26 protein-coding genes and 1 other RNA gene are annotated in these 25,952 nt (G+C 52.1%); 7 read left to right on the top strand and 20 right to left on the bottom strand.

The window, feature by feature from the left end; genetic code table 11:
* The 4 genes from prfB to xerD form a co-directional block, all read right to left on the bottom strand.
* Positions 1–1,099 (bottom strand): peptide chain release factor 2 gene (gene prfB, locus LG381_RS08715; protein WP_001701073.1). Its coding sequence is split into 2 segments (ribosomal slippage): positions 1–1,023 and positions 1,025–1,099, totalling 1,098 coding nucleotides; the frame shifts between segments, so codons are not numbered across the junction.
* Positions 1,100–1,189: 90 nt separating this feature from the next.
* Positions 1,190–2,923, bottom strand: a complete 1,734-nt coding sequence (recJ, locus tag LG381_RS08710; RefSeq protein WP_000813172.1) for a single-stranded-DNA-specific exonuclease RecJ — start codon at positions 2,921–2,923, stop codon at positions 1,190–1,192.
* A gap of 5 nt (positions 2,924–2,928) precedes the next feature.
* The gene (gene dsbC / locus LG381_RS08705; protein WP_000715233.1) at positions 2,929–3,639 is read right to left on the bottom strand and encodes a bifunctional protein-disulfide isomerase/oxidoreductase DsbC; all 711 of its coding nucleotides are present in this window, start codon (positions 3,637–3,639) and stop codon (positions 2,929–2,931) included.
* 24 nt (positions 3,640–3,663) lie between these two features.
* Complete coding sequence (gene xerD, locus LG381_RS08700; protein WP_000806649.1) at positions 3,664–4,560, bottom strand: site-specific tyrosine recombinase XerD; 897 nt, start codon at positions 4,558–4,560, stop codon at positions 3,664–3,666.
* A 111-nt stretch (positions 4,561–4,671) separates the two neighbouring features.
* Here xerD and fldB point away from each other — a divergent pair, with 111 nt between their 5' ends.
* Complete coding sequence (fldB, locus tag LG381_RS08695; RefSeq protein WP_225762289.1) at positions 4,672–5,193, top strand: flavodoxin FldB; 522 nt, start codon at positions 4,672–4,674, stop codon at positions 5,191–5,193.
* 39 nt (positions 5,194–5,232) lie between these two features.
* Here the strand turns inward: fldB and LG381_RS08690 are convergent, their stop codons facing one another.
* Together LG381_RS08690 and sdhE are read right to left on the bottom strand one after the other, a co-directional pair.
* Entirely contained in the window at positions 5,233–5,640 is a 408-nt protein-coding gene (locus LG381_RS08690) for a protein YgfX (RefSeq protein WP_000244777.1), read from the bottom strand.
* Complete coding sequence (gene sdhE, locus LG381_RS08685) at positions 5,621–5,887, bottom strand: FAD assembly factor SdhE (protein ID WP_000354046.1); 267 nt, start codon at positions 5,885–5,887, stop codon at positions 5,621–5,623. Before sdhE ends, LG381_RS08690 begins: the two co-directional genes overlap by 20 nt.
* A 242-nt stretch (positions 5,888–6,129) precedes the next feature.
* On the opposite strand from sdhE, the gene ygfZ reads away from it, so the two are divergent.
* Positions 6,130–7,110: a tRNA-modifying protein YgfZ gene (gene ygfZ / locus LG381_RS08680; protein ID WP_225762288.1), complete on the top strand. Its 981-nt coding sequence runs from the start codon at positions 6,130–6,132 to the stop codon at positions 7,108–7,110.
* Positions 7,111–7,305: 195 nt separating this feature from the next.
* On the opposite strand, the gene LG381_RS08675 is transcribed toward ygfZ, so the two are convergent.
* The gene (locus LG381_RS08675) at positions 7,306–7,965 is read right to left on the bottom strand and encodes a hemolysin III family protein (RefSeq protein WP_225762287.1); all 660 of its coding nucleotides are present in this window, start codon (positions 7,963–7,965) and stop codon (positions 7,306–7,308) included.
* Positions 7,966–8,128: 163 nt separating this feature from the next.
* Positions 8,129–8,440, bottom strand: coding sequence for a N(4)-acetylcytidine aminohydrolase (yqfB, locus tag LG381_RS08670; protein WP_001182940.1), 312 nt, complete (start codon positions 8,438–8,440; stop codon positions 8,129–8,131).
* 44 nt (positions 8,441–8,484) lie between these two features.
* On the opposite strand from yqfB, the gene bglA reads away from it, so the two are divergent.
* A complete protein-coding gene (gene bglA / locus LG381_RS08665) occupies positions 8,485–9,918 on the top strand; it encodes a 6-phospho-beta-glucosidase BglA (RefSeq protein ID WP_024212661.1) in 1,434 nt (477 codons plus the stop codon).
* Between the two features lie 61 nt (positions 9,919–9,979).
* On the opposite strand, the gene LG381_RS08660 is transcribed toward bglA, so the two are convergent.
* From LG381_RS08660 to ygfB, 8 genes are all read right to left on the bottom strand, one after another.
* The gene (locus LG381_RS08660) at positions 9,980–10,723 is read right to left on the bottom strand and encodes an SDR family oxidoreductase (protein ID WP_225762286.1); all 744 of its coding nucleotides are present in this window, start codon (positions 10,721–10,723) and stop codon (positions 9,980–9,982) included.
* Between the two features lie 228 nt (positions 10,724–10,951).
* The gene (gene gcvP / locus LG381_RS08655; RefSeq protein WP_225762285.1) at positions 10,952–13,825 is read right to left on the bottom strand and encodes an aminomethyl-transferring glycine dehydrogenase; all 2,874 of its coding nucleotides are present in this window, start codon (positions 13,823–13,825) and stop codon (positions 10,952–10,954) included.
* 117 nt (positions 13,826–13,942) lie between these two features.
* Positions 13,943–14,332, bottom strand: coding sequence for a glycine cleavage system protein GcvH (gene gcvH, locus LG381_RS08650; RefSeq protein ID WP_002461349.1), 390 nt, complete (start codon positions 14,330–14,332; stop codon positions 13,943–13,945).
* A gap of 23 nt (positions 14,333–14,355) precedes the next feature.
* Positions 14,356–15,450 carry a glycine cleavage system aminomethyltransferase GcvT gene (gene gcvT, locus LG381_RS08645; protein WP_000068701.1) on the bottom strand — a complete coding sequence of 365 codons (1,095 nt, stop codon included), beginning with the start codon at positions 15,448–15,450 and terminating at the stop codon, positions 14,356–14,358.
* A gap of 446 nt (positions 15,451–15,896) precedes the next feature.
* On the bottom strand, positions 15,897–17,099 hold the full coding sequence (gene ubiI, locus LG381_RS08640) for an FAD-dependent 2-octaprenylphenol hydroxylase (protein WP_225762284.1): 1,203 nt from the start codon (positions 17,097–17,099) through the stop codon (positions 15,897–15,899).
* A gap of 22 nt (positions 17,100–17,121) precedes the next feature.
* Complete coding sequence (gene ubiH / locus LG381_RS08635; RefSeq protein WP_225762283.1) at positions 17,122–18,300, bottom strand: 2-octaprenyl-6-methoxyphenyl hydroxylase; 1,179 nt, start codon at positions 18,298–18,300, stop codon at positions 17,122–17,124.
* The gene (gene pepP / locus LG381_RS08630; protein WP_032226168.1) at positions 18,297–19,622 is read right to left on the bottom strand and encodes a Xaa-Pro aminopeptidase; all 1,326 of its coding nucleotides are present in this window, start codon (positions 19,620–19,622) and stop codon (positions 18,297–18,299) included. Before pepP ends, ubiH begins: the two co-directional genes overlap by 4 nt.
* Before the next feature lie 25 nt (positions 19,623–19,647).
* Positions 19,648–20,226, bottom strand: coding sequence for a UPF0149 family protein YgfB (ygfB, locus tag LG381_RS08625; RefSeq protein ID WP_001295378.1), 579 nt, complete (start codon positions 20,224–20,226; stop codon positions 19,648–19,650).
* A gap of 166 nt (positions 20,227–20,392) precedes the next feature.
* Here ygfB and zapA point away from each other — a divergent pair, with 166 nt between their 5' ends.
* From zapA to LG381_RS08610, 3 genes are all read left to right on the top strand, one after another.
* On the top strand, positions 20,393–20,722 hold the full coding sequence (zapA, locus tag LG381_RS08620; protein ID WP_001276008.1) for a cell division protein ZapA: 330 nt from the start codon (positions 20,393–20,395) through the stop codon (positions 20,720–20,722).
* 41 nt (positions 20,723–20,763) lie between these two features.
* A non-coding RNA gene (gene ssrS / locus LG381_RS08615) (6S RNA) lies at positions 20,764–20,947 on the top strand.
* Positions 20,948–20,967: 20 nt separating this feature from the next.
* Positions 20,968–21,570, top strand: coding sequence for a 5-formyltetrahydrofolate cyclo-ligase (locus LG381_RS08610; protein WP_000192749.1), 603 nt, complete (start codon positions 20,968–20,970; stop codon positions 21,568–21,570).
* Positions 21,571–21,669: 99 nt separating this feature from the next.
* Here LG381_RS08610 and ibsC (LG381_RS08605) read toward each other — a convergent pair whose 3' ends face one another.
* From ibsC (LG381_RS08605) to rpiA, 4 genes are all read right to left on the bottom strand, one after another.
* Positions 21,670–21,729 (bottom strand): type I toxin-antitoxin system toxin IbsC, encoded by a 60-nt coding sequence (gene ibsC, locus LG381_RS08605; protein WP_071524576.1) that lies wholly within the window; start codon positions 21,727–21,729, stop codon positions 21,670–21,672.
* Positions 21,730–22,062: 333 nt separating this feature from the next.
* Positions 22,063–22,122, bottom strand: a complete 60-nt coding sequence (gene ibsC, locus LG381_RS08600; protein WP_071525914.1) for a type I toxin-antitoxin system toxin IbsC — start codon at positions 22,120–22,122, stop codon at positions 22,063–22,065.
* 238 nt (positions 22,123–22,360) lie between these two features.
* Positions 22,361–23,593 (bottom strand): phosphoglycerate dehydrogenase, encoded by a 1,233-nt coding sequence (gene serA, locus LG381_RS08595; protein ID WP_001151617.1) that lies wholly within the window; start codon positions 23,591–23,593, stop codon positions 22,361–22,363.
* Between the two features lie 257 nt (positions 23,594–23,850).
* Entirely contained in the window at positions 23,851–24,510 is a 660-nt protein-coding gene (rpiA, locus tag LG381_RS08590; protein ID WP_024191163.1) for a ribose-5-phosphate isomerase RpiA, read from the bottom strand.
* Positions 24,511–24,949: 439 nt separating this feature from the next.
* Between rpiA and argP the strand changes: the two genes are divergently transcribed.
* Positions 24,950–25,843, top strand: a complete 894-nt coding sequence (argP, locus tag LG381_RS08585; protein WP_000828352.1) for a DNA-binding transcriptional regulator ArgP — start codon at positions 24,950–24,952, stop codon at positions 25,841–25,843.
* Positions 25,844–25,952: the final 109 nt, after the last annotated feature.

Here is a 25,952-nt window from a genome sequence, read left to right as displayed (position 1 = left end):
TTATAACCCAGCTTTCAAACTTGCTTCGATAAATTGATCCAGGCTGCCATCCAGCACTGCCTGCGTGTTGCGGGTTTCAACCCCGGTGCGCAGATCTTTAATGCGGGAGTCATCAAGGACATAAGAACGAATCTGGCTGCCCCAGCCGATGTCAGATTTATTGTCTTCCATCGCCTGTTTCTCAGCATTCTTCTTCTGCATCTCCAGCTCATAAAGTTTTGCTTTCATCTGCTTCATGGCCTGGTCTTTGTTCTTGTGCTGGGAACGGTCGTTCTGGCACTGGGTCACAATCCCGGTCGGGATGTGAGTAATACGCACCGCAGATTCGGTACGGTTAACGTGCTGACCGCCCGCACCGGACGCGCGATAGACATCAATGCGCAGATCCGCTGGGTTGATTTCGATATCAATATCGTCATCCACTTCTGGGTAAACAAACGCGGAACTAAACGACGTGTGGCGACGACCGCCGGAGTCAAACGGGCTTTTACGCACCAGACGGTGAACACCGGTTTCTGTGCGCAGCCAACCATAAGCGTAATCGCCGGAGATCTTGATAGTTACGGATTTGATACCCGCTACTTCACCTTCCGACTCTTCGATAATTTCAGTTTTGAAACCGCGCGATTCTGCCCAGCGCAGATACATACGCTCAAGCATACTTGCCCAGTCCTGCGCTTCCGTACCGCCGGAACCAGCCTGGATATCAAGGTAGCAGTCGGCGCTGTCATATTCGCCGGAGAACATGCGGCGGAACTCAAGCTGCGCCAGTTTTTCTTCCAGGGCGTCGAGTTCAGCAACGGCTTCGTTAAAGGTTTCTTCGTCGTCAGCTTCTACAGCCAGTTCCAGCAGACCGGAAACATCTTCCAGCCCTTGTTTCATTTGGTCGAGGGTATCGACAACAGCCTCGAGGGAGGAACGCTCTTTACCCAGCGCCTGTGCGCGTTCGGGTTCGTTCCAGACATCCGGCTGTTCCAGCTCGGCGTTTACTTCTTCCAGACGCTCTTTCTTGGCGTCGTAGTCAAAGATACCCCCTAAGAACGTCGGAGCGTTCCGTGAGGTCCTGAATGCGATTATTTACCGGATTAATTTCAAACATGGTCTGATTTCTTTTATTGAGCTAGTCAAAATGCGGTGATAAGAGCGGGATTGTACCCAATCCACACTCTTTTTTATAGAGAGGACGATGCTAAAGTGGCCAGATATTATCGATGATAATCTGTAGACTGCGGTTGCCGCGAAACTCGTTGATATCCAGCTTGTAGGCCAGTTGTACTTCACGAACGCCGTTATCCGGCCAGAGGGCGGTATCGACATTAAAAGCAATACCATCCAGCAGCGGGCCGCCGCCGACCGGTTCAACCATAACCTTCAGATGGCGCTCTCCCACCAACCGCTGTTGCAGCAGGCGAAAATGACCGTCAAACAGCGGTTCCGGGAACATCTGCCCCCACGGACCGGCATCACGCAGCAGTTGCGCAACTTCCATGGTCATCTCCGCTGCACTTAACGGGCCGTCGGAAACTACTTCACCCTGTAATAATGCCGGATCCAGCCACTCGGTAACCAGTTCGCCAAAGCGTTGCTGAAAGAGTTCGAATTTATCCTCTTCCAGCGACAATCCTGCCGCCATCGCATGACCGCCAAACTTGAGCATCATGCCAGGGTAGAGCGTGTCTAACCGCTCCAGCGCATCACGCATATGCAATCCCTGGATGGAACGACCAGAACCTTTCAGCGTACCGTCGCCCGCAGGCGCAAAGGCGATAACCGGACGATGAAAACGCTCTTTGATGCGCGAAGCCAGAATACCAACGACGCCCTGATGCCATTCAGGGTGATACATTGCCAGCCCGCCAGGCAGCGTATCGCGGCTACGCTCCAGTTGCTCGCACAAGGTCAGTGCTTCGACCTGCATTCCCTGTTCAATCTCTTTTCGCGTCTGGTTTAGTGCATCAAGCTCATTAGCCAGAACGCGCGCTTCGCCGATGTTGTCGCAAAGTAACAGTGCCACGCCAACGGACATATCATCCAGTCGTCCGGCGGCATTGAGACGCGGCCCCAGCGCAAAACCTAAATCGCTGGCAGCGAGTTTTTGTGCATCGCGGTTTGCCACTTCCAGCAGGGCTTTAATCCCCGGGCGGCATTTCCCGGCACGAATGCGACTCATCCCCTGCCAGGTCAGAATGCGATTATTGGCGTCCAGCGGCACTACGTCCGCCACCGTACCCAGCGCCACCAGATCCAGCAATTCCGCCAGATTCGGTATTGCGATACCACGCTCATCGAACCACCCCCGATCGCGCAAAAAGGTGCGTAACGCCAGCATCAGATAAAACGCTACGCCAACGCCTGCCAGCGATTTCGACGGGAACTCGCAGTCACGCAGATTAGGATTAATAATGGCTTCCGCCGCAGGTAAAGTTTCGCCAGGCAAATGATGATCGGTAACAATAACCGGAATGCCCAACGAGCGAGCATGTTCAACTCCTGCGTGAGAAGAAATGCCGTTATCAACCGTTACAATCAACTGCGCACCACGCGCATGAGCTTGATCGACCACTTCAGGACTTAAGCCGTAACCGTCTTCGAAACGGTTCGGTACAAGGTAGTCGATGTTGTCACAGCCGAGAGAACGCATCGCCAGCACGCTAAGAGCTGTGCTGGTGGCACCGTCGGCATCGAAATCCCCGACCACAATAATCCGCGTTCCTTCGCGAAAAGCGTTGTAAAGGATCTCAACGGCCTTTTCGACACCGCTCAGTTGCTGCCAGGGCAGCATACCTTTAACGCTGCGCTCCAGTTCCTGCGCGCTGCGCACGCCCCGACTGGCGTATAAACGCCGCAGCAAGGGGGGCAAGTCAGCGGGCAAGTCTGCCGTTTCGTCGACTTCACGACGACGAAGTTGTATCTGTTGTTTCACGCGAATTATTTACCGCTGGTCATTTTTTGATGTTCGTCGAGGAATTCTTTCATCGCTTTCGGCGGCTGGTAACCCGGAACAAGTGTGCCATTGCTCAGCACAACTGCCGGAGTACCGCTAACGCCAAGCTGTACGCCAAGTGCGTAATGGTCGGCAATATCAATATCGCAACTTGCCGGAGTGGCAGCTTTACCTGCCATCACATCATCAAACGCTTTGTTTTTATCTTTTGCACACCAGATGGCTTTCATTTGTTGTTCAGCCTGGCTCTCCAGCCCCTGGCGCGGGAACGCGAGATAACGCACGGTGATCCCCAGCGCGTTGTAGTCAGCCATCTGCTCATGCATTTTGTGGCAGTAACCGCAGGTAATGTCGGTAAACACGGTGATGACGTGCTTTTCTTGCGGCGCTTTGTAGATAATCATCTCTTTTTCCAGCGCATTCAGTTGCTTTAACAGCATCTGGTTGGTGACGTTGATCGGTGCCGCGCCGCTAACGTCATACATTGGCCCCTGAATGATGTGTTTACCATCATCGGTGATGTACAACACACCGCTGTTAGTCAGAACTGTCTTCATGCCTGCCACGGGTGCTGGCTGAATATCGCTGCTTTTAATGCCCATTTTGGCTAACGTTTGTTGAATTGCCGTGTCATCAGCCTGAGCAAAGCCAGAAAACGCCGTCAACAAAGTAAACAACATAAAACCTTTCTTCATAAGTCATCCCGTTCTTTTCAGCTATCACGCCCGAGGGTGATGCTGTTGATGAAGTTGCCGCAGACGCTCAGTAGCGACATGCGTATAAATTTGCGTGGTGGAAAGATCGCTGTGGCCCAGTAGCATCTGTACCACGCGTAAATCCGCACCATGATTTAATAAATGAGTGGCAAAAGCGTGACGCAACACATGCGGTGACAGCTTTTCGCTGTCGATCCCCGCCAGCACGGCATAATGTTTAATGCGATGCCAGAAAGTTTGTCTCGTCATCTGCTGCGCACGCTGGCTGGGAAACAGTACATCAATCGACACACCGTTTAGCAACCACGGTCGCCCGTGTTCCAGATAGGTTTCCAGCCAGTAGACTGCCTCTTCACCTAACGGCACCAGGCGTTCTTTATTGCCTTTACCGATTACCCGCACCACGCCCTGACGCAAGCTGATATCGCTCATCGTCAACCCTACAAGTTCAGAGACACGCAATCCGGTAGCATACAGCACTTCGAGCATCGCTTTGTCGCGTAGCTCCAGAGGCTGATCAACCAACGGTGCCTGCAATAACCTTTCGACTTGCGCTTCACTTAAATCTTTCGGTAGACGCTGGGGTAATTTCGGCGAAGCAAGATGCGCACTGGGATCGTCTTCACGAAATTTTTCGCGATAAAGATACTGGAACAATCGGCGCACCGCACTCAGCAAACGAGCGGAACTGGTGGCTTTATACCCGCCTTCCAGCCGTTCTGCCAGTAATGCCTGTAAGTCGCCGCTTTGCGCCGTTGCCAGCGTCAATCCACGATGATGCAACCACTCCACCATCATTGACAGATCGCGACGATATGCGTTCAACGTATTTTCTGCCAGATTTTTCTCCAGCCACAGGGCATCAAGAAACTGCTCGATGCGTGCCAGATCCTGTTTCACTTGCGCCCCTTATCGTTACTCGTTTGATCCATTATGCCTTATTGTGCCGTGACTAAAGCGATTCTGATACACTAGCCGCAAAAGCCACAGCAGAATCGAGAAGCTTACGTTATGAATATGGGTCTTTTTTACGGTTCCAGCACCTGTTACACCGAAATGGCGGCAGAAAAAATCCGCGATATTATCGGCCCAGAACTGGTGACCTTACATAACCTCAAGGACGACTCCCCGAAATTAATGGAGCAGTACGATGTGCTCATTCTGGGTATCCCGACCTGGGATTTTGGCGAAATCCAGGAAGACTGGGAAGCCGTCTGGGATCAGCTCGACGACCTGAATCTCAAAGGTAAAATTGTTGCGCTATATGGATTAGGCGATCAACTGGGATATGGTGAGTGGTTCCTCGATGCACTCGGTATGCTGCATGACAAACTCTCGACCAAAGGCGTGAAGTTCGTCGGCTACTGGCCAACGGAAGGATATGAGTTTACCAGCCCGAAACCGGTGATTGCTGACGGACAACTGTTCGTGGGTCTGGCGCTGGACGAAACTAACCAGTATGACCTTAGCGACGAGCGTATTCAGAACTGGTGCGAGCAAATCCTCAACGAAATGGCAGAGCATTACGCCTGATGTCACTGACGGCTTAGCGCATATGCTTTGCCGTCATCTTTATCTTTGCGTCTCTTGTTGCAACAATATCCGCCGTAAATCCCGCCATTCGGCTTCGTCCATGCTGTCGGCTGCCAGCCATAAATGTTGCCGTTTACCGCCATCAGAACGTAAACGCAGCATCATGCCGCTCTTAATCATCCACGGTGCTTTGACGATGCTCCACTCCTGCCCTTGCCAACGCAAACGCCCGTCCATCAACAAGCGAATTTCCCCCTGGCGAGCATTAATGCGTCGCTGGCTGCGAACGCAATCAAACACCACCAGCGAAAGTAACACCATCCATAACGGGGTGTAACTGAGCGGCCAGGGCATGAGTAAAATAACAGCGGCAACCAGCCCGTGGATCAGCAAGGAAAGCCACTGCGCGCGCCAGGAGACGCGCAGATCAGATTGCCACAGGACCACGTTCCCGGTTCCGTGTCTGGATGAGTCGGACCATCATTTCCAGTTCTGCATCGGCCGGTTTACCGTGATTCATCAGCCAGTTGAACAGATCGGGATCGTCACATTCCAGCAGACGAATAAAGATGCGTTTTTCGTCATCGCTTAAGCTGTCGTACTCATGTTCGAAAAACGGCATGATCGAAATATCAAGTTCGCGCATACCACGGCGGCATGCCCAATGAATGCGGGCTTTGTTGTTAATGTCCATCTTCTTCCTGTCTCACGAAAATCCAGTACCTGGCTATTGTAACGTGTTTTTCGACTTCTTTTGCGGGAATATCGGTAAACACAATCACGATCGCGAAATTAATCCACAACAATTCAAAGGCTTCATTTTTTTGGAAGTCGCCTCGCAGAAGGCACAGATCGCGTAGTGAAAGCACTTGCATTGCCTCATAGCTCTTTTACCATTAGTCATTAATACGCCGTTAAGCAACTCAGGACTCTATTATGGCTTTTACACCTTTTCCTCCCCGTCAGCCTACGGCTTCTGCCCGTTTACCGCTGACGCTGATGACGCTTGATGACTGGGCGCTTGCCACCATTACTGGCGCGGACAGCGAAAAATATATGCAGGGTCAGGTGACAGCAGATGTCAGCCAGATGACAGAAGATCAGCACCTGCTCGCCGCACATTGCGATGCTAAAGGTAAAATGTGGAGCAATTTACGTCTGTTCCGCGACGGCGATGGCTTTGCATGGATTGAACGGCGCAGCGTGCGTGAACCGCAGCTGACTGAACTGAAAAAATATGCGGTGTTCTCTAAAGTGACCATCGCGCCAGACGACGAGCGTGTGCTGCTTGGTGTTGCCGGTTTTCAGGCGCGCGCCGCGCTGGCCAATCTCTTTAGTGAACTGCCTTCGAAAGAAAAACAGGTAGTCAAAGAAGGCGCGACTACTCTGCTTTGGTTTGAACATCCGGCAGAACGTTTTCTGATCGTGACCGATGAAACTACCGCCAGTGCGCTGACCGATAAACTGCGCGGCGAAGCGGAACTGAACAATAGCCAACAGTGGCTGGCATTAAACATTGAAGCGGGTTTCCCGGTGATTGATGCGCCTAACAGCGGGCAGTTTATCCCCCAGGCTACCAACCTCCAGGCGCTGGGCGGCATCAGCTTTAAGAAAGGCTGCTATACCGGGCAAGAGATGGTAGCGCGAGCAAAATTCCGTGGTGCCAACAAACGCGCGCTCTGGTTGCTGGCAGGTAGCGCCAGCCGGCTGCCGGAAGCAGGTGAAGACTTAGAGCTGAAAATGGGCGAAAACTGGCGTCGTACCGGAACCGTGCTGGCGGCGGTCAAACTGGAAGATGGGCAGGTCGTAGTGCAGGTCGTCATGAATAACGACATGGAACCGGACAGCGTTTTCCGCGTTCGTGACGATGCGAATACATTGCATATCGAGCCGCTGCCGTATTCGCTGGAAGAGTAAATTTCTGTATCGCTTCGGGCATCTATTGCCTGATGCGACGCTGACGCGTCTTATCAGGCCTGGGAATTGGTGCCTTTTTCACAAATGGGAAGCAGCTCGTAGGCCGGATAAGGCGTTCACGCCGCATCCGGCAGTTGCGCTCCGATGCCTGATGCGACGCTGGTGTGTCTTTTCATTCCTACAAAGGCACACCAATTACGCCTGCCCAATATACAAATAAATCGCCAGAAAGTGGCACACGCTGCCGCCGAGCACAAAGCCGTGCCAGATGGCGTGGTTGTAGGGAATGCGTTTGTAGACGTAGAAAACCACGCCAAGCGAGTAAACCACGCCACCGACCGCCAGTAAGGTAACGCTGCCTGCCGCCAGCTTAACTGCCATTTCATAAATCACCACCAGCGACAGCCAGCCCATCGCCAGATAGGTCACCAGAGATAAGATTTTAAATCGGTGCGCGATGGTCAGTTTGAACAGAATCCCCAGCAATGCCAGGCTCCAGATAACAATCATCAGCCCGCGCGCTAACGGAGAATCCAGCCCCACCAGCAAAAACGGCGTGTAGGTTCCGGCAATCAACAGATAAATGGCGCAGTGGTCAAATTTCTTCAGCCACATTTTTGCCCGTTGATGAGGAATGGCATGATAAAGCGTCGAAGCGAGGAACAGCAGGATCATACTGCCGCCATAGAGGCTGTAACTGGTTATCGCCGTGGCGCTGGCATTGAGATCCACCGCCTGAACCAGTAGCAATACCAACCCGACGATACCAAACACCAGTCCAATACCGTGACTGACGCTGTTGGCAATTTCCTCTGCCAGCGAATATCCCTGCTTAATGAGAGGCTTCTGAACCATAACTTACTCCGGAGAAACGTACACGCACGTGTATACCTCTCCAGCGTAACTGAGAATAGTTCCAGTGAACACCTGTTAGCTAAAATAAATTCTGATTTGAGATTAATCTCCGAAAAATCATGAAATTAAATGCAAAATTTCAACTAACAGGCGTGAGTTCAATTTAAAGACATTTAAATTCAATCACATAAAACTGTGTCTGATCGGGATAGATGTCGGCAATGACCTTTTTCAATTCAGCCAGGGTCATATTTTCCTGTTGTGCGTGTTTTTCTGTGAGAGTATCCAGCGTCACCGTTGAGGTTGCAGTGACTTCAATGGTGCAAAAATAGCCGTCATCTTCAAAGCGCCCGACACGAAGCACATCGCCAGCTTTAAAGTGCGATTCAGACTCGTCACGGATTGTGATGGTTTTACGCCCAGCCAGAATGTCATCCTGGAATCGTTGAAAAAAAGTGATGTCGTTTGGCTGCATGGTACTATTTCCTGTAAGAATTGACTCATCTGGAGCCTATGATAGTGAAAAAACTCACCTTACCGAAAGATTTCTTATGGGGCGGCGCAGTTGCCGCTCATCAGGTCGAAGGCGGCTGGAACAAAGGCGGCAAAGGGCCGAGTATTTGTGACGTACTGACAGGTGGCGCACACGGCGTGCCGCGCGAAATCACCAAAGAAGTCTTGCCGGGCAAATACTATCCGAACCATGAAGCGGTAGATTTTTACGGTCACTACAAGGAAGACATCAAGCTCTTCGCTGAAATGGGCTTCAAATGTTTTCGTACTTCCATCGCCTGGACGCGCATTTTCCCCAAAGGCGATGAAGCTCAGCCAAACGAAGAAGGGCTGAAGTTTTACGACGATATGTTCGATGAACTGCTGAAATACAATATCGAACCGGTGATCACCCTCTCCCACTTTGAAATGCCGCTACATCTGGTGCAGCAATACGGTAGCTGGACCAACCGTAAAGTGGTTGATTTCTTTGTCCGTTTCGCACAAGTGGTATTTGAACGCTATAAGCACAAAGTCAAATACTGGATGACCTTCAACGAAATTAACAACCAGCGTAACTGGCGTGCGCCGCTGTTCGGTTACTGCTGCTCCGGCGTGGTGTATACCGAGCATGAAAACCCGGAAGAGACGATGTATCAGGTGCTGCATCACCAGTTTGTCGCCAGCGCCCTGGCAGTGAAAGCTGCGCGTCGCATTAACCCGGAGATGAAAGTCGGCTGTATGCTGGCGATGGTGCCGCTCTATCCTTACTCCTGTAACCCGGACGATGTAATGTTTGCCCAGGAGTCGATGCGCGAACGTTACGTCTTTACCGATGTCCAGCTACGCGGCTACTACCCTTCTTATGTATTGAACGAGTGGGAACGTCGCGGATTTAACATCAAAATGGAAGACGGCGATCTCGATGTACTGCGCGAAGGCACCTGCGATTATCTTGGCTTCAGCTATTACATGACCAACGCGGTGAAGGCCGAAGGCGGCACCGGCGATGCAATTTCTGGTTTCGAAGGCAGCGTACCGAACCCGTATGTTAAAGCGTCTGACTGGGGCTGGCAGATTGATCCGGTAGGTCTGCGTTACGCGCTTTGCGAATTGTATGAGCGTTACCAGAAGCCGCTGTTTATTGTCGAAAACGGTTTTGGCGCTTACGACAAAGTGGAAGAAGATGGCAGCATCAACGACGACTACCGCATTGACTACCTGCGCGCCCATATTGACGAGATGAAAAAAGCGGTGACTTACGATGGTGTGGATCTGATGGGCTACACGCCGTGGGGCTGCATCGACTGTGTATCGTTCACCACCGGGCAGTACAGCAAACGCTACGGTTTTATCTATGTGAATAAACATGACGACGGTACTGGTGATATGTCGCGTTCACGTAAGAAGAGCTTTAACTGGTACAAAGAGGTGATTGCCAGCAACGGCGAGAAACTTTAAGTAGATGAAGTACCGGATGCAATGCTTGTTGCGTTGCATCCGGTCAGACAACTTTCCTGCTTTATTTCCCACCAGCCAAATCGATAAAACTTCCCGTGACATAAGAGGCTTTATCGCTTAACAGCCAGACAATGGCCTGCGCGACCTCTTCCGCCTGTCCACCGCGCTGCATGGGGATGTTCGACTTAACGCGATCGACGCGTCCAGGTTCGCCACCGCTGGCGTGCATTTCGGTATAAATAAACCCAGGCCGCACGCCGTTAACGCGAATTCCCTGCGCGGCGACTTCCAGCGACAGTCCTGTGGTTAACGTATCAATCGCCCCTTTCGATGCCGCATAATCAACGTATTCTCCGGGTGATCCCAGCCTGGCTGCTACCGAAGAAACATTGACGATAGCGCCGCCATTACCGCCGTTTTTTAGCGCCATGCGCTTTACTGCTTCGCGGCAGCAGAGAAAATAACCCGTCACGTTGGTGGAAAGTACTCGGTTGATTCGCTCTGCGGTGAGATTTTCCACTGTGCATTGGGTAAACAATATTCCTGCGTTATTGACCAGCGCGGCTAACGGTTCATCACGCTGATCGATTGCTGTAAACATTGCGATGACCTGATTTTCGTCGCTGATATCCGCCTGGAGCACAAATGCCTTGCCACCGGCTTGCGTTATTAAGTTCACCACTTCCTGCGCCGCGTGGAGGTTTTGCTGATAATTAACCGCCACCGTATACCCTTCTTTTGCCAGCAGCAGCGCAATTGCCCGCCCAATGCCGCGACTACCACCGGTCACAAGTGCTATAGCCATTTGTTTTCCCCAAAAATAAAGGCGCCGAAGCGCCTTTCAAATTGATGACAAAGTGCGTTTTTATGCCGGATGCGGCGTGAACGCCTTATCCAGCCTACAAGATCGTGCAAATTCAATACATTGCAGAGACCATGTAGGCCTGATAAACGAAGTGCATCAGGCAATGTTGAGTTTGTCATCAGCCTCAAAGGCGCCGAAGCGCCTTTAGAAGATAGTCGAATCAGTGAATTACTGGTATTCGCTAATCGGTACGCAGGAGCAGAACAGGTTACGGTCTCCGTAAACATCATCCAGACGTTTCACCGTCGGCCAGTATTTGTCTGCCACGCCTGCCGGGAATACCGCAACTTCGCGGCTGTACGGATGCGTCCACTCGGCAACCAGTTCGCTCTGAATGTGCGGCGCGTTCACCAGCGGGTTATCTTCCAGCGGCCAGACACCGGCTTTCACTTGGTCAATTTCTGCGCGGATAGCCAGCATCGCGTCGATAAAGCGATCCAGTTCCACTTTGCTTTCAGATTCGGTCGGTTCAACCATCAACGTACCCGCCACCGGGAACGACATCGTCGGCGCGTGGAAACCGTAGTCGATCAGGCGCTTGGCAATATCCAGTTCGCTGATGCCGGTTTCTTCTTTCAGCGGACGAATATCGAGAATACATTCGTGCGCCACGCGACCGTCGCGACCGGTATACAGCACCGGGAAAGCATCCTGCAGGCGGCTGGCAATATAGTTAGCGTTGAGGATTGCCACCTGGCTTGCTTTTTTCAGCCCTTCTGCGCCCATCATGCGAATGTACATCCAGCTGATGGGCAGAATGGATGCGCTACCGAACGGTGCCGCAGAAACCGCGCCCTGACGGGTTAACATGCCTTCGATTTGCACCACGCTATGACCCGGTACAAACGGCGCCAGATGCGCTTTCACGCCGATCGGTCCCATACCTGGGCCGCCACCGCCGTGCGGAATGCAGAAGGTTTTATGCAGGTTGAGGTGCGAAACGTCCGCGCCAATAAACCCCGGCGAGGTGATGCCAACCTGGGCGTTCATGTTCGCGCCATCAAGGTAAACCTGACCGCCGAACTGGTGTACAACTTCACACACTTCACGGATCGTTTCTTCGTACACGCCGTGAGTGGAAGGATAGGTCACCATGATGCAGGAGAGGTTATCGCCCGCCTGTTCCGCTTTCGCGCGCAGATCAGTCAGATCGATGTTGCCGTTTTTATCACACGCCACAACCACCACCTGCATTCCTGCCATATGTGCAGAAGCGGGGTTAGTTCCGTGCGCAGAAGCCGGGATCAGGCAGATATCGCGATGCCCTTCGTTGCGGCTTTCGTGATAATGACGAATCGCCAGCAGACCCGCGTATTCGCCCTGTGCGCCAGAGTTCGGCTGCATACAGACGGCGTCGTAGCCGGTCAGTTTCACCAGCCACTCAGCCAACTGCGCAATCATCTGCTGATAACCTTCGGCCTGTTCTGGCGGGCAGAACGGGTGCAGTTCGGCAAATTCCGGCCAGGTGATTGGGATCATCTCGGCGGCGGCGTTCAGTTTCATGGTGCAGGAACCCAGCGGGATCATCGCCTGATTCAGCGCCAGATCTTTACGCTCCAGCGAGTGCATATAGCGCATCATTTCGGTTTCGCTGTGGTAGCGATTAAACACCGGATGAGTGAGGATTTCGTCGTCGCGCAGCATCGCAGGCTGAATAGAGCGGCTGTCGTGAGCCACGTCTTTGTCCAGCGTGTCGATGTCCAGCCCGTGGTTATCGCCCAGCAGCACGCTGAAAAGCTGCATCACATTTTCGCGCGTGGTGGTTTCATCAAGGGTGATCCCAACCGCGTTCAGAATATCGCTACGCAGGTTGATTTCAGCCGCTTCGGCACGCGTCAGTACGCCCGCTTTGTCTGCCACTTCCACACACAAGGTGTCGAAATAGTGCGCATGGCGCAGCTTCAGACCTTTTTGTTGCAGCCCCGCAGCCAGAATATCGGTCAGACGATGAATACGGTTAGCGATACGTTTCAGACCAACCGGACCGTGATAAACGGCATACAGACTGGCGATGTTTGCCAGCAGAACCTGGGAAGTACAAATGTTGGAGTTCGCTTTCTCGCGACGAATATGTTGTTCGCGAGTCTGCATTGCCATGCGTAGCGCAGTATTACCAGCCGCATCTTTCGATACGCCGATAATGCGCCCCGGCATGGAGCGTTTGTATTCATCTTTCGCCGCAAAGAATGCTGCGTGTGGGCCACCGTAGCCCATCGGTACGCCAAAGCGTTGCGCCGAACCAAAGACAATATCCGCGCCCTGTTTACCCGGCGCGGTTAACAGCACCAGCGCCATAATATCGGCGGCAACGCTGACCACAATTTTGCGTGATTTCAGTTCGCTGATAAGCGCAGTGTAGTCGTGAATCTCACCAGTAGTACCAACCTGCTGTAACAGCACGCCGAAGACTTCCTGATGATTGAGCACTTTTTGCGCGTCATCGACAATGACTTCAAAACCAAATGTTTCGGCACGAGTACGTACCACATCCAGCGTTTGCGGATGAACGTCAGAAGCAACGAAGAAGCGATTGGCATTTTTCAGTTTGCTGACGCGTTTAGCCATCGCCATTGCTTCGGCGGCAGCGGTGGCTTCATCCAGCAGAGATGCAGAAGCCATATCCAGCCCGGTTAAATCCAGCGTTACCTGCTGGAAGTTGAGTAGTGCCTCAAGGCGCCCCTGAGAAACTTCAGGTTGATACGGGGTATACGCGGTATACCAGCCCGGATTTTCCAGCATGTTACGCAGGATAACCGGCGGTAACTGCACGGCGGTGTAACCCATGCCGATGTAAGACGTGAAGCGTTTATTGCGACTGGCAATAGCCTTGAGTTCTGCCAGTGCGGCGTATTCGGTCGCCGGTGCGCCAACCTGCGGCGGAGTCGCAAGCTGAATATCTTTCGGCACAATCTGGCCGGTCAGCGCGTTTAACGATTGTGCACCAACGGCATTCAGCATTTCTTGCTGTTGCGCGGCGTCCGGTCCGATATGGCGTTCAATAAAAGCGCCGCTGTTTTCAAGCTGGCTTAACGTCTGTGTCATGAGCGATGGTTCCTGAAACGTGCAGTGAATTGTGAACCTCTCTCCTTGCGAAGAGAGTGAGGGTGAGGCGTAAATTTCCTCACCCTGATCCTCTCCCGCAGAAGAGGAATAAAGCCGTTACTCGTCTTCTAACAATGCTTCGTATGCGGTCGCATCCAGCAGTGAATCCAGTTCGCTTTCATCGCTGGCTTTGATTTTAAAGATCCAACCGCCTGCATACGGTTCGCTGTTCACCAGTTCCGGGGAATCGCTCAGTGCGTCGTTTACCGCCACGATTTCACCGCTTACTGGCGCATAAATGTCTGACGCCGCTTTTACTGATTCGGCAACCGCGCAGTCATCGCCCGCGCTAACCGTTGCGCCCACTTCCGGCAGGTCAACAAACACCATATCGCCTAACAGCTCCTGAGCGTGTTCGGTGATGCCAACGGTGTAAGTGCCGTCGGCTTCTTTACGCAGCCATTCGTGTTCTTTGCTGTATTTCAGTTCTGCTGGTACGTTGCTCATCAATCAATCTCCAAAAAAGTAAATCACGCGACGGCTTTGCCGTTACGCACAAAAACAGGTTTCGTCACTTTAACCGGCATTTCACGGTTGCGAATTTGCACAATCGCTGTTTCACCAATACCTTCCGGCACGCGCGCCAGCGCAATGCTGTAACCCAGCGTCGGGGAGAAAGTACCGCTGGTGATAATGCCTTCATGCTGGTTGCCCTGCGCGTCAGTAAAACGTACCGGCAGTTCATTACGCAGCACGCCTTTTTCGGTCATCACCAGACCAACCAGTTTTTCTGTGCCATGCTCACGCTGCACTTCCAGAGCTTCACGACCGATGAAGTCACGATCTGCCGGTTCCCAGGCGATAGTCCAGCCCATGTTGGCGGCTAAAGGAGAAATAGTTTCGTCCATCTCCTGACCATAAAGATTCATACCCGCTTCCAGACGCAGTGTGTCACGCGCGCCCAGGCCACAGGGTTTAACACCCGCTTCCACTAGCGCGCGCCAGAAATCGGCCGCTTTTTCATTGGGCAGCGCAATTTCATAACCCGCTTCACCGGTGTAACCGGTGGTGGCAATAAACAGATCGCCCGCCTGCACGCCAAAGAACGGTTTCATCCCTTCCACCGCCTGACGCTGGGCGTCATTAAACAGTGTGGCAGCTTTTGCCTGCGCATTCGGCCCTTGTACGGCGATCATGGAAAGGTCATCACGAACGGTAATTTCGATGCCGAAAGGTTCAGCGTGTTGGGTAATCCAGGAGAGGTCTTTTTCGCGGGTGGCGGAGTTTACAACAAGGCGGAAGAAATCTTCAGTGAAGTAGTAGACGATGAGGTCATCTATCACACCGCCAGAGGCATTCAACATCCCGGAGTAGAGGGCTTTACCGCTTTTGGTGAGTTTCGCCACATCGTTCGCCAATAGATAACGCAGAAACTCCCTGGTGCGGCTGCCGCGAAGATCGACGATGGTCATATGCGACACATCAAACATTCCGGCATCGGTACGTACCGCATGATGTTCGTCGATTTGCGAACCGTAATGCAGCGGCATCATCCAGCCGTGGAAATCCACCATGCGAGCGCCGCAAAGCGTGTGTTGTTCGTACAAAGGAGTCTGTTGTGCCATCTTGTCCTCATTGAATAAGCGGGGCTGACAACTTTTCATGGTGAAATTATCACCACGAAACCCAGCATCGGAGCCACTCCCGGTCCCCAACGCAATCGTTCTCTTTTGCCTGAACTTACCACTGAAACAGACTGTTAACCATAAGGTAAAATTGATCATCACATTAGCTTATGGTTAAAAAACACAAAAATCCCAACAGAATAAAAAACCAAAAATTTATTTTATTTTTATACAAATATGATGCTTTCAGGAATACGATTTGGATAAACCAATATTAAGAACTGAAAATATGCCAAAAATCACTCAATAAAAAAATCGTAACATTAGAAAATATAATGCGAAATTGGTGGTGAAATTAGTTTATTTCAAATGAGCAAAATCTCCCGGCGAAAAAACCGGGAGAAGAAAGTGTGATGGGTATCAAATAAACAGTTGAGGAGAAATTTTTAACGCAGCCATTCAGGCAAATCATTTAATCCCATAGCCTGACGGATCAGTTGTGGTTTAACGCCAGGAAGCGTATCGGCCAGTTTCAGGCCAATATCGCGCAGCAGTTTTTTCGCCGGATTGCCCCCGGAAAACAGATCGCGAAAGCCCTGCATACCAGCCAGCATCAGCGCCGCACTGTGCTTGCGGCTACGCTCATAGCGACGCAGGTAAATATACTGTCCGATGTCTTTGCCCTGACGATGCAACCGTTTCAGTTCAGCAATCAGTTCTGCGGCATCCATAAAGCCGAGATTAACGCCCTGCCCCGCCAGCGGATGAATGGTATGCGCGGCGTCGCCCACCAGCGCCAGACGGTGCGCGGCAAACTGGCGCGCATAACGCCCCGTCAGCGGAAACACCTGACGCTCGCTCTCAACCTTGCATAAGCCCAGGCGATTATCAAAAGCGATATTTAACGCGCGATTAAATTCGTCTTCGCCTGCCTGCTGCATCCGCTGCGCTTCCTCTGGCGACAGTGACCAGACAATCGAACAAAGATGCGGATCGCTAAGCGGTAAAAAGGCCAGAATGCCTTCGCCATGGAAAACCTGCCGCGCTACTGCGTCATGCGGTTCTTCAGTGCGAATGGTCGCCACCAGCGCGTGATGCTGATAATCCCAGAAAGTCAGCGGAATATCGGCTTTGTTGCGCAACCAGGAGTTTGCCCCGTCTGCGCCAATCACCAGACGCGCCGTTAACATACTGCCGTCTTTCAGCGTCAGGAAGGTTTCGTTTTCTCCCCAGGCGACCTGCTGTAATTCTGCGGGGGCCAACAGAGTGATATCTGACGACTGATGCGCTTTGTTCCACAGCGCGTAGTGAATCACTGAGTTTTCAACGATATGCCCAAGATGGCTATAGCCCATGCTCTGATCGTCAAACGAGATGTGACCAAAGCTGTCTTTGTCCCACACTTCCATGCCGTGATAGCAACTGGCTCTACGGGACATAATGTCCTGCCAGACGCCAAGACGGGTAAGTAATTTTTCGCTGGCGGCATTGATAGCCGAAACGCGCAATTGTGGTGGTGCATCCGCCGCCAGAGGTTCAGGTACGCGCTGCTCCAGTACGGCGACGCGTAAGCCGCTGCCCTGTAAGCCGCAGGCAACCGCCAGCCCCACCATGCCGCCGCCAACAATGGCTACATCAACACTTTGCATTGTTTATTCCTTAAAACCGCCTTCAACGCGCCACCCAACCGAGAGTGCGCTGCGCCAGCACATCGCGTGCCGGGGTGAATAATTCCATTGCCATCAGCCCGATGTTGCGCCCAACAACCAGCGGCGCCCAGCGGTTGGCAAAAAGATGAACAAGGCTGTCCGTGACGCCGATGGTTGCTTCGCGATCGCTCTGCCGACGCTGCTGATAACGGCACAATACGCCGTAATCCCCCATGTCGTCTCCGCGCTCCTGCGCCTGAGTCAGAGTTTCAGCAAGGCTCATGACATCACGCATACCGAGATTAAATCCTTGCCCGGCAATCGGGTGCAGGGTTTGCGCCGCATTGCCCACCAGCACGGTGCGGTGGGTAATAGGTTTGGCGGCGCGGGTTAACGCCAGCGGATAAGCACTGCGTTTTCCGGCATGAGTAATTTGCCCCAGTCGCCAGCCAAACGCAGACTGGAGTTCACGGCAGAACTCATCATCACTCCACGCCAGTACCTCTTCGCGCCGTTCCAGTGGATGACACCAGACCAGCGAACAGCGTCCGTCAGACATCGGCAACATCGCCAACGGGCCATGTTTCGTGAAGCGTTCAAAAGCGCGCCCTTCGTGCGCAACGGAGGTCGCAACGTTGGCAATCACCGCCAGTTGCTCATAAGGCTCCTGCTGCCAGTCAACGCCGCACGCGGTGGCTAACGCTGAATGGGTGCCGTCAGCGGCTACCAGCACGCTCCCCGTCAGCGTCTCACCACTCTCCAGTTTCACCTCAACGTTACTCTGAGTACGTGCAACGTTAACAACGCGATCCGGACAGTGCAGCGTTACGCCAGGCGCTTTGCGCAACAGCGCAAACAGTCGTTGTCCGACATTGTGCAACTCGACAACCTGCCCCAGCGCCGCCAGTTGATAATCTTCTGCGGCGAGGGTGACGAATCCGGCATGACCGCGATCGCTGACATGCACGGTAGTGATGGCGGTTGCGCAATCAGCCAGAGATTGCCAGACGCCGATACGTGCCAGTTGCTGGCAGGTGCCCGCCGCCAGCGCAATAGCCCGGCCATCAAAGCCCGGATGGGCATGTGACTCTGGCGCAGTCGCTTCAATCAAATGTACCGGCAGCGCCCCGTGACTTAACCGGGAAATAGCCAGCGCCAGCGTCGCGCCCGCCATGCCGCCACCGACGATGATTACGCTCATTGCTTTCTCGCAGCTGCCATCAACGCTTCGATTTCTTCCGGCTTTTTCACCACGCTGGCGGTGAGGTTTTCGTTGCCAGTTTCGGTAATCACAATGTCGTCTTCAATACGAATGCCGATACCGCGATATTGTTCTGGCACATCCGCATCCGGCGCGATATACAGACCTGGCTCTACGGTCAGTACCATGCCCGGTTCAAGAATACGCGAACGATCCTGACCATAAACACCTACGTCATGGACATCCAGCCCTAACCAATGGCTAAGGCCATGCATAAAGAAAGGACGGTGGGCGTTTTGAGCGATCAGTTCATCGACATCACCTTTCAGGATACCGAGTTTTACCAGGCCGTTAATCATAATGCGCACAACTTCACCGGTGACTTCCTGAATGGAGGTTCCCGGACGATACAGACGCAGGCTGGTTTCGAGAGACTCCAGCACAATGTCGTAGATTTCACGCTGAGCCTGAGTGAATTTGCCGTTGACCGGGAAGGTACGGGTAATATCGCCAGCGTAACCTTTATATTCACAGCCCGCGTCAATCAACACCAGGTCGCCGTCGCGCAGTTCACACTCGTTTTCGGTGTAGTGCAGAATGCAGCCGTTTTCACCGCTGCCGACAATGGTGTTATAGGAAGGATAGCGCGCGCCGTGGCGGTTAAATTCGTGGTGAATTTCGCCTTCCAGATGGTACTCGAACATTCCCGGACGGCATTTTTCCATCGCCCGTGTATGCGCCAGTGCGGTGATTTCACCCGCGCGGCGAAGTACGGCAATCTCTTCTGGCGATTTGAACAGGCGCATTTCATGAACAACAGGACGCCAATCGATCATCGTTGCCGGAGCGGTGAGATTTTGCCGTGAGCCTTTACGCAGTTTTTCCAGCGCGCTGTTCACGATTTCATCAGCATAGGTATATTCGCCCTGAGCGTGATAAATCACATCCAGGCCATTAAGCAGTTGATAAAGTTGCTGATTGATTTCGCTGAACGCCAGTGCACGGTCAACGCCCAGTTTCTCTGGCGCGGCATCCTGACCTAAGCGACGACCAAACCAGATCTCCGCCGTCAGATCGCGCACACGGTTAAACAGAACGCTGTGGTTATGAGTGTCATCGCTTTTAATCAGCACCAGCACCGCTTCCGGTTCGTTAAAGCCGGTGAAGTACCAGAAGTCACTGTTTTGACGATACGGATATTCGCTGTCGGCGCTACGGGTCACTTCCGGGGCGGCAAAAATCAGCGCGGCGCTGCCGGGTTGCATTTGCTCCACCAGAGCCTGACGGCGACGCTGAAATTCTTGCGGGGATATATCACTCATAACACTCTCCTTACGTTTTTTGTTTTTAGTGTAGAGTCGGTTTTTGTACTTCTGGCGCGGTCGGTTGCGGATGAGTAAAGGTGTCGTGGCATAACAGCGCAGCAACACGGACGTACTCGATGATCTCTTCAAGCGACATTTCCAGCTCTTCCTGATCTTCGTCTTCGTCATATCCCAGTTGCGCGATGTTACGCAGATCGTCGATGGCTTCACCGGTTTCGCCAGTCACTTTATCCAGCTTCGGCTGAGTCACGCCAAGACCAAGCAGGAAGTGATTTACCCAGCCTGCCAGCGCATCAGCGCGATCGAAAACGCTGACATCATCGCCATCAGGCAGATAAAGCTGAAAAAGGAAGCCGTCATCCTGCAGGGCATCGCTGGTGGCTGAGTGCATTTTGCGCAATGCCTGTGCCAGCTCATGACCGAAAGCCATGCCTTCGTTCGTCAGGTCGTGAAGCAGCGGCAACCATGAACTGTCGTCATTGCCACCGCAAATCATCCCGCTGATTAAACCGTGCATCTCAGCAGGGGTCAGACCCGTCCCTTGTTGGTTCAGATACTGGTTCATTTCGTTGTAACCAGGCATTTCGTTCTGTATAGACATAAGCATTCGTCATCAAAGGGAGGAAGATTCATGATATGCTACCACTTTGGACCCTGGTGAACCAGAAAAGGGCTTGTCTCTTCTCATCAGGGTAGCTATAGTTCGCCCCTTCGCAGACCATGAGTCTGAAGACGAAGGAAGCGCAGTCAATCAGCAGGAAGGTGGCATGTCTGCACAACCCGTCGATATCCAAATTTTTGGCCGTTCACTGCGTGTGAACTGCCCGCCTGACCAAAGGGATGCGTTGAATCAGGCCGCAGACGATCTGAATCAGCGGTTGCAAGATCTGAAAGAACGCACTAGAGTCACAAATACTGAACAGTTGGTCTTCATTGCTGCATTGAATATCAGCTATGAGTTAGCGCAAGAAAAAGCGAAGACTCGTGACTACGCGGCAAGTATGGAACAGCGTATTCGGATGCTGCAACAGACCATAGAACAAGCGTTACTTGAACAAGGTCGCATCACCGAAAAAACGAACCAAAACTTTGAATGACACTTTTCGGTTTACTGTGGTAGAGTAACCGTGAAGACAAAATTTCTCTGAGATGTTCGCAAGCGGGCCAGTCCCCTGAGCCGATATTTCATACCACAAGAATGTGGCGCTCCGTGGTTGGTGAGCATGCTCGGTTCGTCCGAGAAGCCTTAAAACTGCGACGACACATTCACCTTGAACCAAGGGTTCAAGGGTTACAGCCTGCGGCGGCATCTCGGAGATTCCCTTCTTACCTGGCACCAGCCATGACGCAACTACCAGAACTCCCTCTGACATTATCCCGACAAGAAATCCGCAAAATGATTCGGCAACGTCGTCGTGCGTTAACGCCGGAACAACAGCAAGAAATGGGTCAACAAGCCGCTACCCGGATGATGACTTATCCCCCGGTGGTGATGGCGCATACGGTCGCTGTATTCCTCTCTTTTGATGGCGAGCTCGACACCCAACCGCTCATAGAACAACTGTGGCGTGCCGGTAAGCGCGTGTATCTTCCAGTTTTACACCCTTTTAGTGCTGGTAACTTACTGTTCCTGAATTACCATCCGCAAAGCGAATTGGTGATGAACAGATTGAAGATCCACGAGCCGAAACTGGACGTGCGCGATGTGCTTCCCCTTTCCCGGTTAGATGTGCTGGTCACGCCGCTGGTAGCCTTTGATGAGTACGGTCAACGCCTGGGAATGGGCGGCGGTTTTTATGATCGGACATTGCAAAACTGGCAGCACTACAAAATGCAGCCGGTAGGTTATGCGCATGATTGCCAGTTAGTAGAAAAACTGCCGGTTGAAGAGTGGGATATCCCACTGCCTGCGGTGGTTACACCGTCGAAAGTCTGGGAGTGGTGAGGGCGATACACCTGCATCGCCCTGATTGACATCGTTGATTCTTTGACCTAATTTAGTGAGTAAGGGTAAGGGAGGATTACTCCTCCCTGTGACTGACTGTTAATAAGCTCCGAAACTTATCAGTAACAGTACAATCAGTATGATGACAAGTCGCATCATAACCCTTCTCCTTTAAGCCCTCGCTTCGGTGAGGGCTTTACCGTTACAGCCCCATGCTGCCCTGCCATCGTAAACTCTCTTTAAATAACCACAACGCATTGATCTACCTTTAAATCTTTTCTTCGAGCGCACTCGTAAAACGTTATGTAAGGCAGACATACATTGCAGGGATAAGGGATTAATTACGGCAGTTAACGCGGGCGATGAAGTGGCTATCCAAAAGATCGGTTCAGGGCGATGCACCCCGCATCGCCCTGATTGACATCGTTGATTCTTTAACCTAATTTAGTGAGTAAGGGTAAGGGAGGATTGCTCCTCCCCTGAGACTGACTGTTAATAAGCTGGGAAACTTATGAGTAACAGTACAATCAGTATGATGACAAGTCGCATCATAACCCTTCTCCTTCAAGCCCTCGCTTCGGTGAGGGCTTTACCGTTACAGCCCTGTGCTGTCCCGCCATCGTAAATCCTCTTCGAATAAAGGCAACGCATTGATCTGGCTTTGATTTATTTCTTCGAGCAGACTCGCAAAGGCGATTGCAGCACACTGCAAATACAGTTATAAGCGCGGGAAAAGAGATAAAAAACGGGCAAGTCAGCGACCTGCCCGTTGTTTGTCAGAGAAGGGAAATCAGTACAGCAGACGGGCGCGAATGGTGCCCGGAATCGCTTTCATTGCCTGTAATGCTTTTTCAGCAACGTCTTCATCTGCTTCAATATCAATAACTACGTAGCCCATCTGAGCAGACGTTTGCAGATACTGCGCGGCGATGTTAACGCCCTGCTCGGCAAAGATTTTGTTCAGCGCAGTCAGCACGCCCGGACGGTTTTCGTGGATGTGCATCAGACGGCGGCCACCGTGCAGCGGCAGCGAGACTTCCGGGAAGTTCACCGCAGAGAGCGTGGAGCCATTGTCAGAGTACTTGATCAATTTACCCGCAACTTCCAGGCCGATATTCTCCTGCGCTTCCTGAGTCGAACCGCCAATGTGCGGCGTCAGCAGGACGTTGTCGAATTCGCACAGCGGAGAAGTAAACGGATCGCTGTTGGTCGCTGGTTCTGTTGGGAATACATCGATTGCCGCACCAGCCAGATGTTTGCTCGCCAGTGCGTCACACAGCGCCGGAATATCGACCACAGTACCGCGCGAAGCGTTAATCAGCAGCGAGCCGGGCTTCATCAGTGAGATCTCTTTCGCGCCCATCATGTTTTTGGTAGACGGGTTTTCAGGCACATGCAGGCTCACCACGTCGCTCATATTCAGCAAGTCGGAAAGATGTTGCACCTGCGTCGCGTTACCCAGCGGCAGTTTGTTTTCAATATCATAGAAGTAAACATACATCCCCAGCGACTCCGCCAGAATGCCAAGCTGCGTACCGATATGACCATAACCAATGATACCCAGCTTTTTGCCGCGCGCTTCAAAAGACCCCGCCGCCAGTTTGTTCCACACGCCACGGTGCGCTTTGGCGTTGGCTTCCGGCACTCCGCGCAATAGCAGCAGAAGTTCACCAATCACCAGCTCAGCGACAGAACGCGTATTCGAAAACGGTGCGTTAAATACCGGAATCCCGCGTTTTGCCGCAGCATTTAAATCAACCTGGTTTGTGCCTATGCAAAAACAGCCAATAGCGACCAGCTTTTCTGCGGCATTGATCACTTCTTCGGTCAGATGGGTTCGGGATCGCAGGCCGATGAAGTGGGCATCGCGGATGGATTCTTTTAATTGTTCATCATCCAGCGCGCCTTTATGAAATTCGATGTTGGTGTAACCTGCCGCGCGAAGACTTTCCAGCGCCTTTTGGTGCACGCCTTCTACCAGCAGAAACTTAATCTTGTCTTTCTCCAGCGATACCTTTGCCATTTACCCAATCCTGTCTTTGAAATGTTGTGTGTGGATTTGCATCCGCCTTTCAACATATCAAAAAATAATATTGCGGCAATATGAACGTTTGCGTCGCGATGTTGAGGAAATATCACGAGAGGTTGATTAACAGAAGAAAATGCTGAAGATGAGACGTTCTTTAGCGTGTTAGGCAAAAGTGAGTTAAAAACGTGATAGATGTCACCAAATTTAACAATGCAAAAAATTTTTAACGGGGGACGAACTCCCCCGTCAGATCATTTCACAATGGTTTTAACGCCGTCAGGCGTGCCAATCAGCGCGACGTCCGCGCCACGGTTGGCAAACAGACCAACAGTAACCACACCCGGAATCGCGTTAATCGCATTTTCCATCGCCACCGGATCAAGGATTTCCATACCGTGGACGTCGAGGATCACGTTGCCGTTATCAGTCACCACGCCCTGACGATATTCCGGACGACCACCAAGTTTCACCAGTTGACGAGCCACTGCACTACGCGCCATCGGAATCACTTCCACCGGCAACGGGAATTTGCCCAGAATATCGACCTGCTTGGAGGCGTCCGCGATGCAGATAAATTTCTCTGCAACCGAAGCAATGATTTTTTCACGCGTCAGCGCCGCGCCGCCGCCTTTGATCATCTGCATATGGCCGTTGATTTCATCTGCACCGTCAACGTAGATGCCGAGGCTGTCAACTTCATTGAGGTCAAACACATGAATGCCAAGGCTTTTTAGTTTTTCAGTGGATGCATCCGAGCTGGAAACTGCCCCTTCAATCTGACCTTTCATCGTGCCGAGTGCATCAATAAAGTGTGCGGCGGTGGAACCTGTACCAACACCAACAATGGTTCCGGGCTGAACATACTGAAGTGCCGCCCATCCTACTGCTTTTTTCAATTCATCCTGCGTCATGATCGTTTCGCCTGTGGTATGAAATTTCAGACGCATTATATACAAAAAAAGCGATTCAGACCCCGTCAGCAAGTCGTGCGGATAACTCATCCATGAAATAACAGGCAATGGCGGGCATCCTCTTTCACCCTGGCAAATCTGGGTATCAGGAGGTATCAGGATTACCCTTCTATCCCCCATTCTGCATATCTGAAACTACGCCGATAAAGGTGAAGCACTTCAATACAACCAATTGATAATATTAATAATAAAAATAACATCTATTGTTAGCATCTCGCCCACAGAACGTTGCCTTTACGCTCTACAAAGACTAAAAAAACACGGTATTGTCAGTCAAAATTTCCATTATGGCTGCTTTTGTATACGTTAAATGCTCTGTACCCAAAGCAAAATTATGTCATAGTTCGGCATAAGAAAATTTGAGGAGCAGGTTAAAGCAATGAAACGCCCGGACTACAGAACATTACAGGCACTGGATGCGGTAATACGTGAACGAGGATTTGAGCGCGCGGCACAGAAATTGTGCATTACGCAATCAGCCGTCTCACAGCGCATTAAGCAGCTGGAAAATATGTTCGGGCAGCCGTTATTAGTGCGTACTGTCCCGCCGCGACCTACAGAACAAGGGCAAAAACTGCTGGCACTGCTTCGCCAGGTGGAATTGCTGGAAGAAGAGTGGCTGGGGGATGAACAAACCGGTTCAACCCCGCTGCTGCTTTCACTGGCGGTCAACGCAGACAGTCTGGCAACCTGGCTGCTACCGGCGCTGGCTCCGGTGCTGGCTGATTCGCCTATTCGTCTGAACTTGCAGGTGGAAGATGAAACCCGCACCCAGGAACGCCTGCGTCGCGGTGAAGTAGTTGGCGCGGTGAGTATTCAACATCAGGCGCTGCCCAGTTGTCTTGTCGATAAACTTGGCGCGCTTGACTATCTGTTCGTCAGCTCCAGACCATTTGCTGAGAAATACTTCCCTAACGGAGTAAGCCGCTCCGCGCTGCTCAAGGCACCGGTGGTGGCGTTTGACCATCTTGACGATATGCACCAGGCATTTTTGCAGCAAAACTTCGATCTGCCGCCAGGTAGCGTACCGTGCCATATCGTTAACTCGTCTGAAGCCTTCGTTCAACTCGCTCGCCAGGGAACAACCTGCTGTATGATCCCACACCTGCAAATTGAGAAAGAACTGGCGAGCGGCGAGCTGATCGACCTTACGCCAGGGCTGTTTCAACGGCGAATGCTCTACTGGCACCGCTTTGCCCCAGAAAGCCGCATGATGCGTAAAGTCACTGATGCTTTACTAGACTATGGTCACAAAGTACTTCGTCAGGATTAATCAATCACTTAATGCCTGATAGCACATATCAGGCATTTTCCTTTTTTCTTTTTATCTTCTTTGAACAACGTCACGAAACAGACAAATCTCACGCGGCAAAAAACGACGT

The organism is Escherichia sp. Marseille-Q3837, assembly GCF_916618735.1.
GTDB lineage: Bacteria > Pseudomonadota > Gammaproteobacteria > Enterobacterales > Enterobacteriaceae > Escherichia > Escherichia ruysiae.
This window is presented reverse-complemented; position numbering and strand designations above follow the sequence as displayed.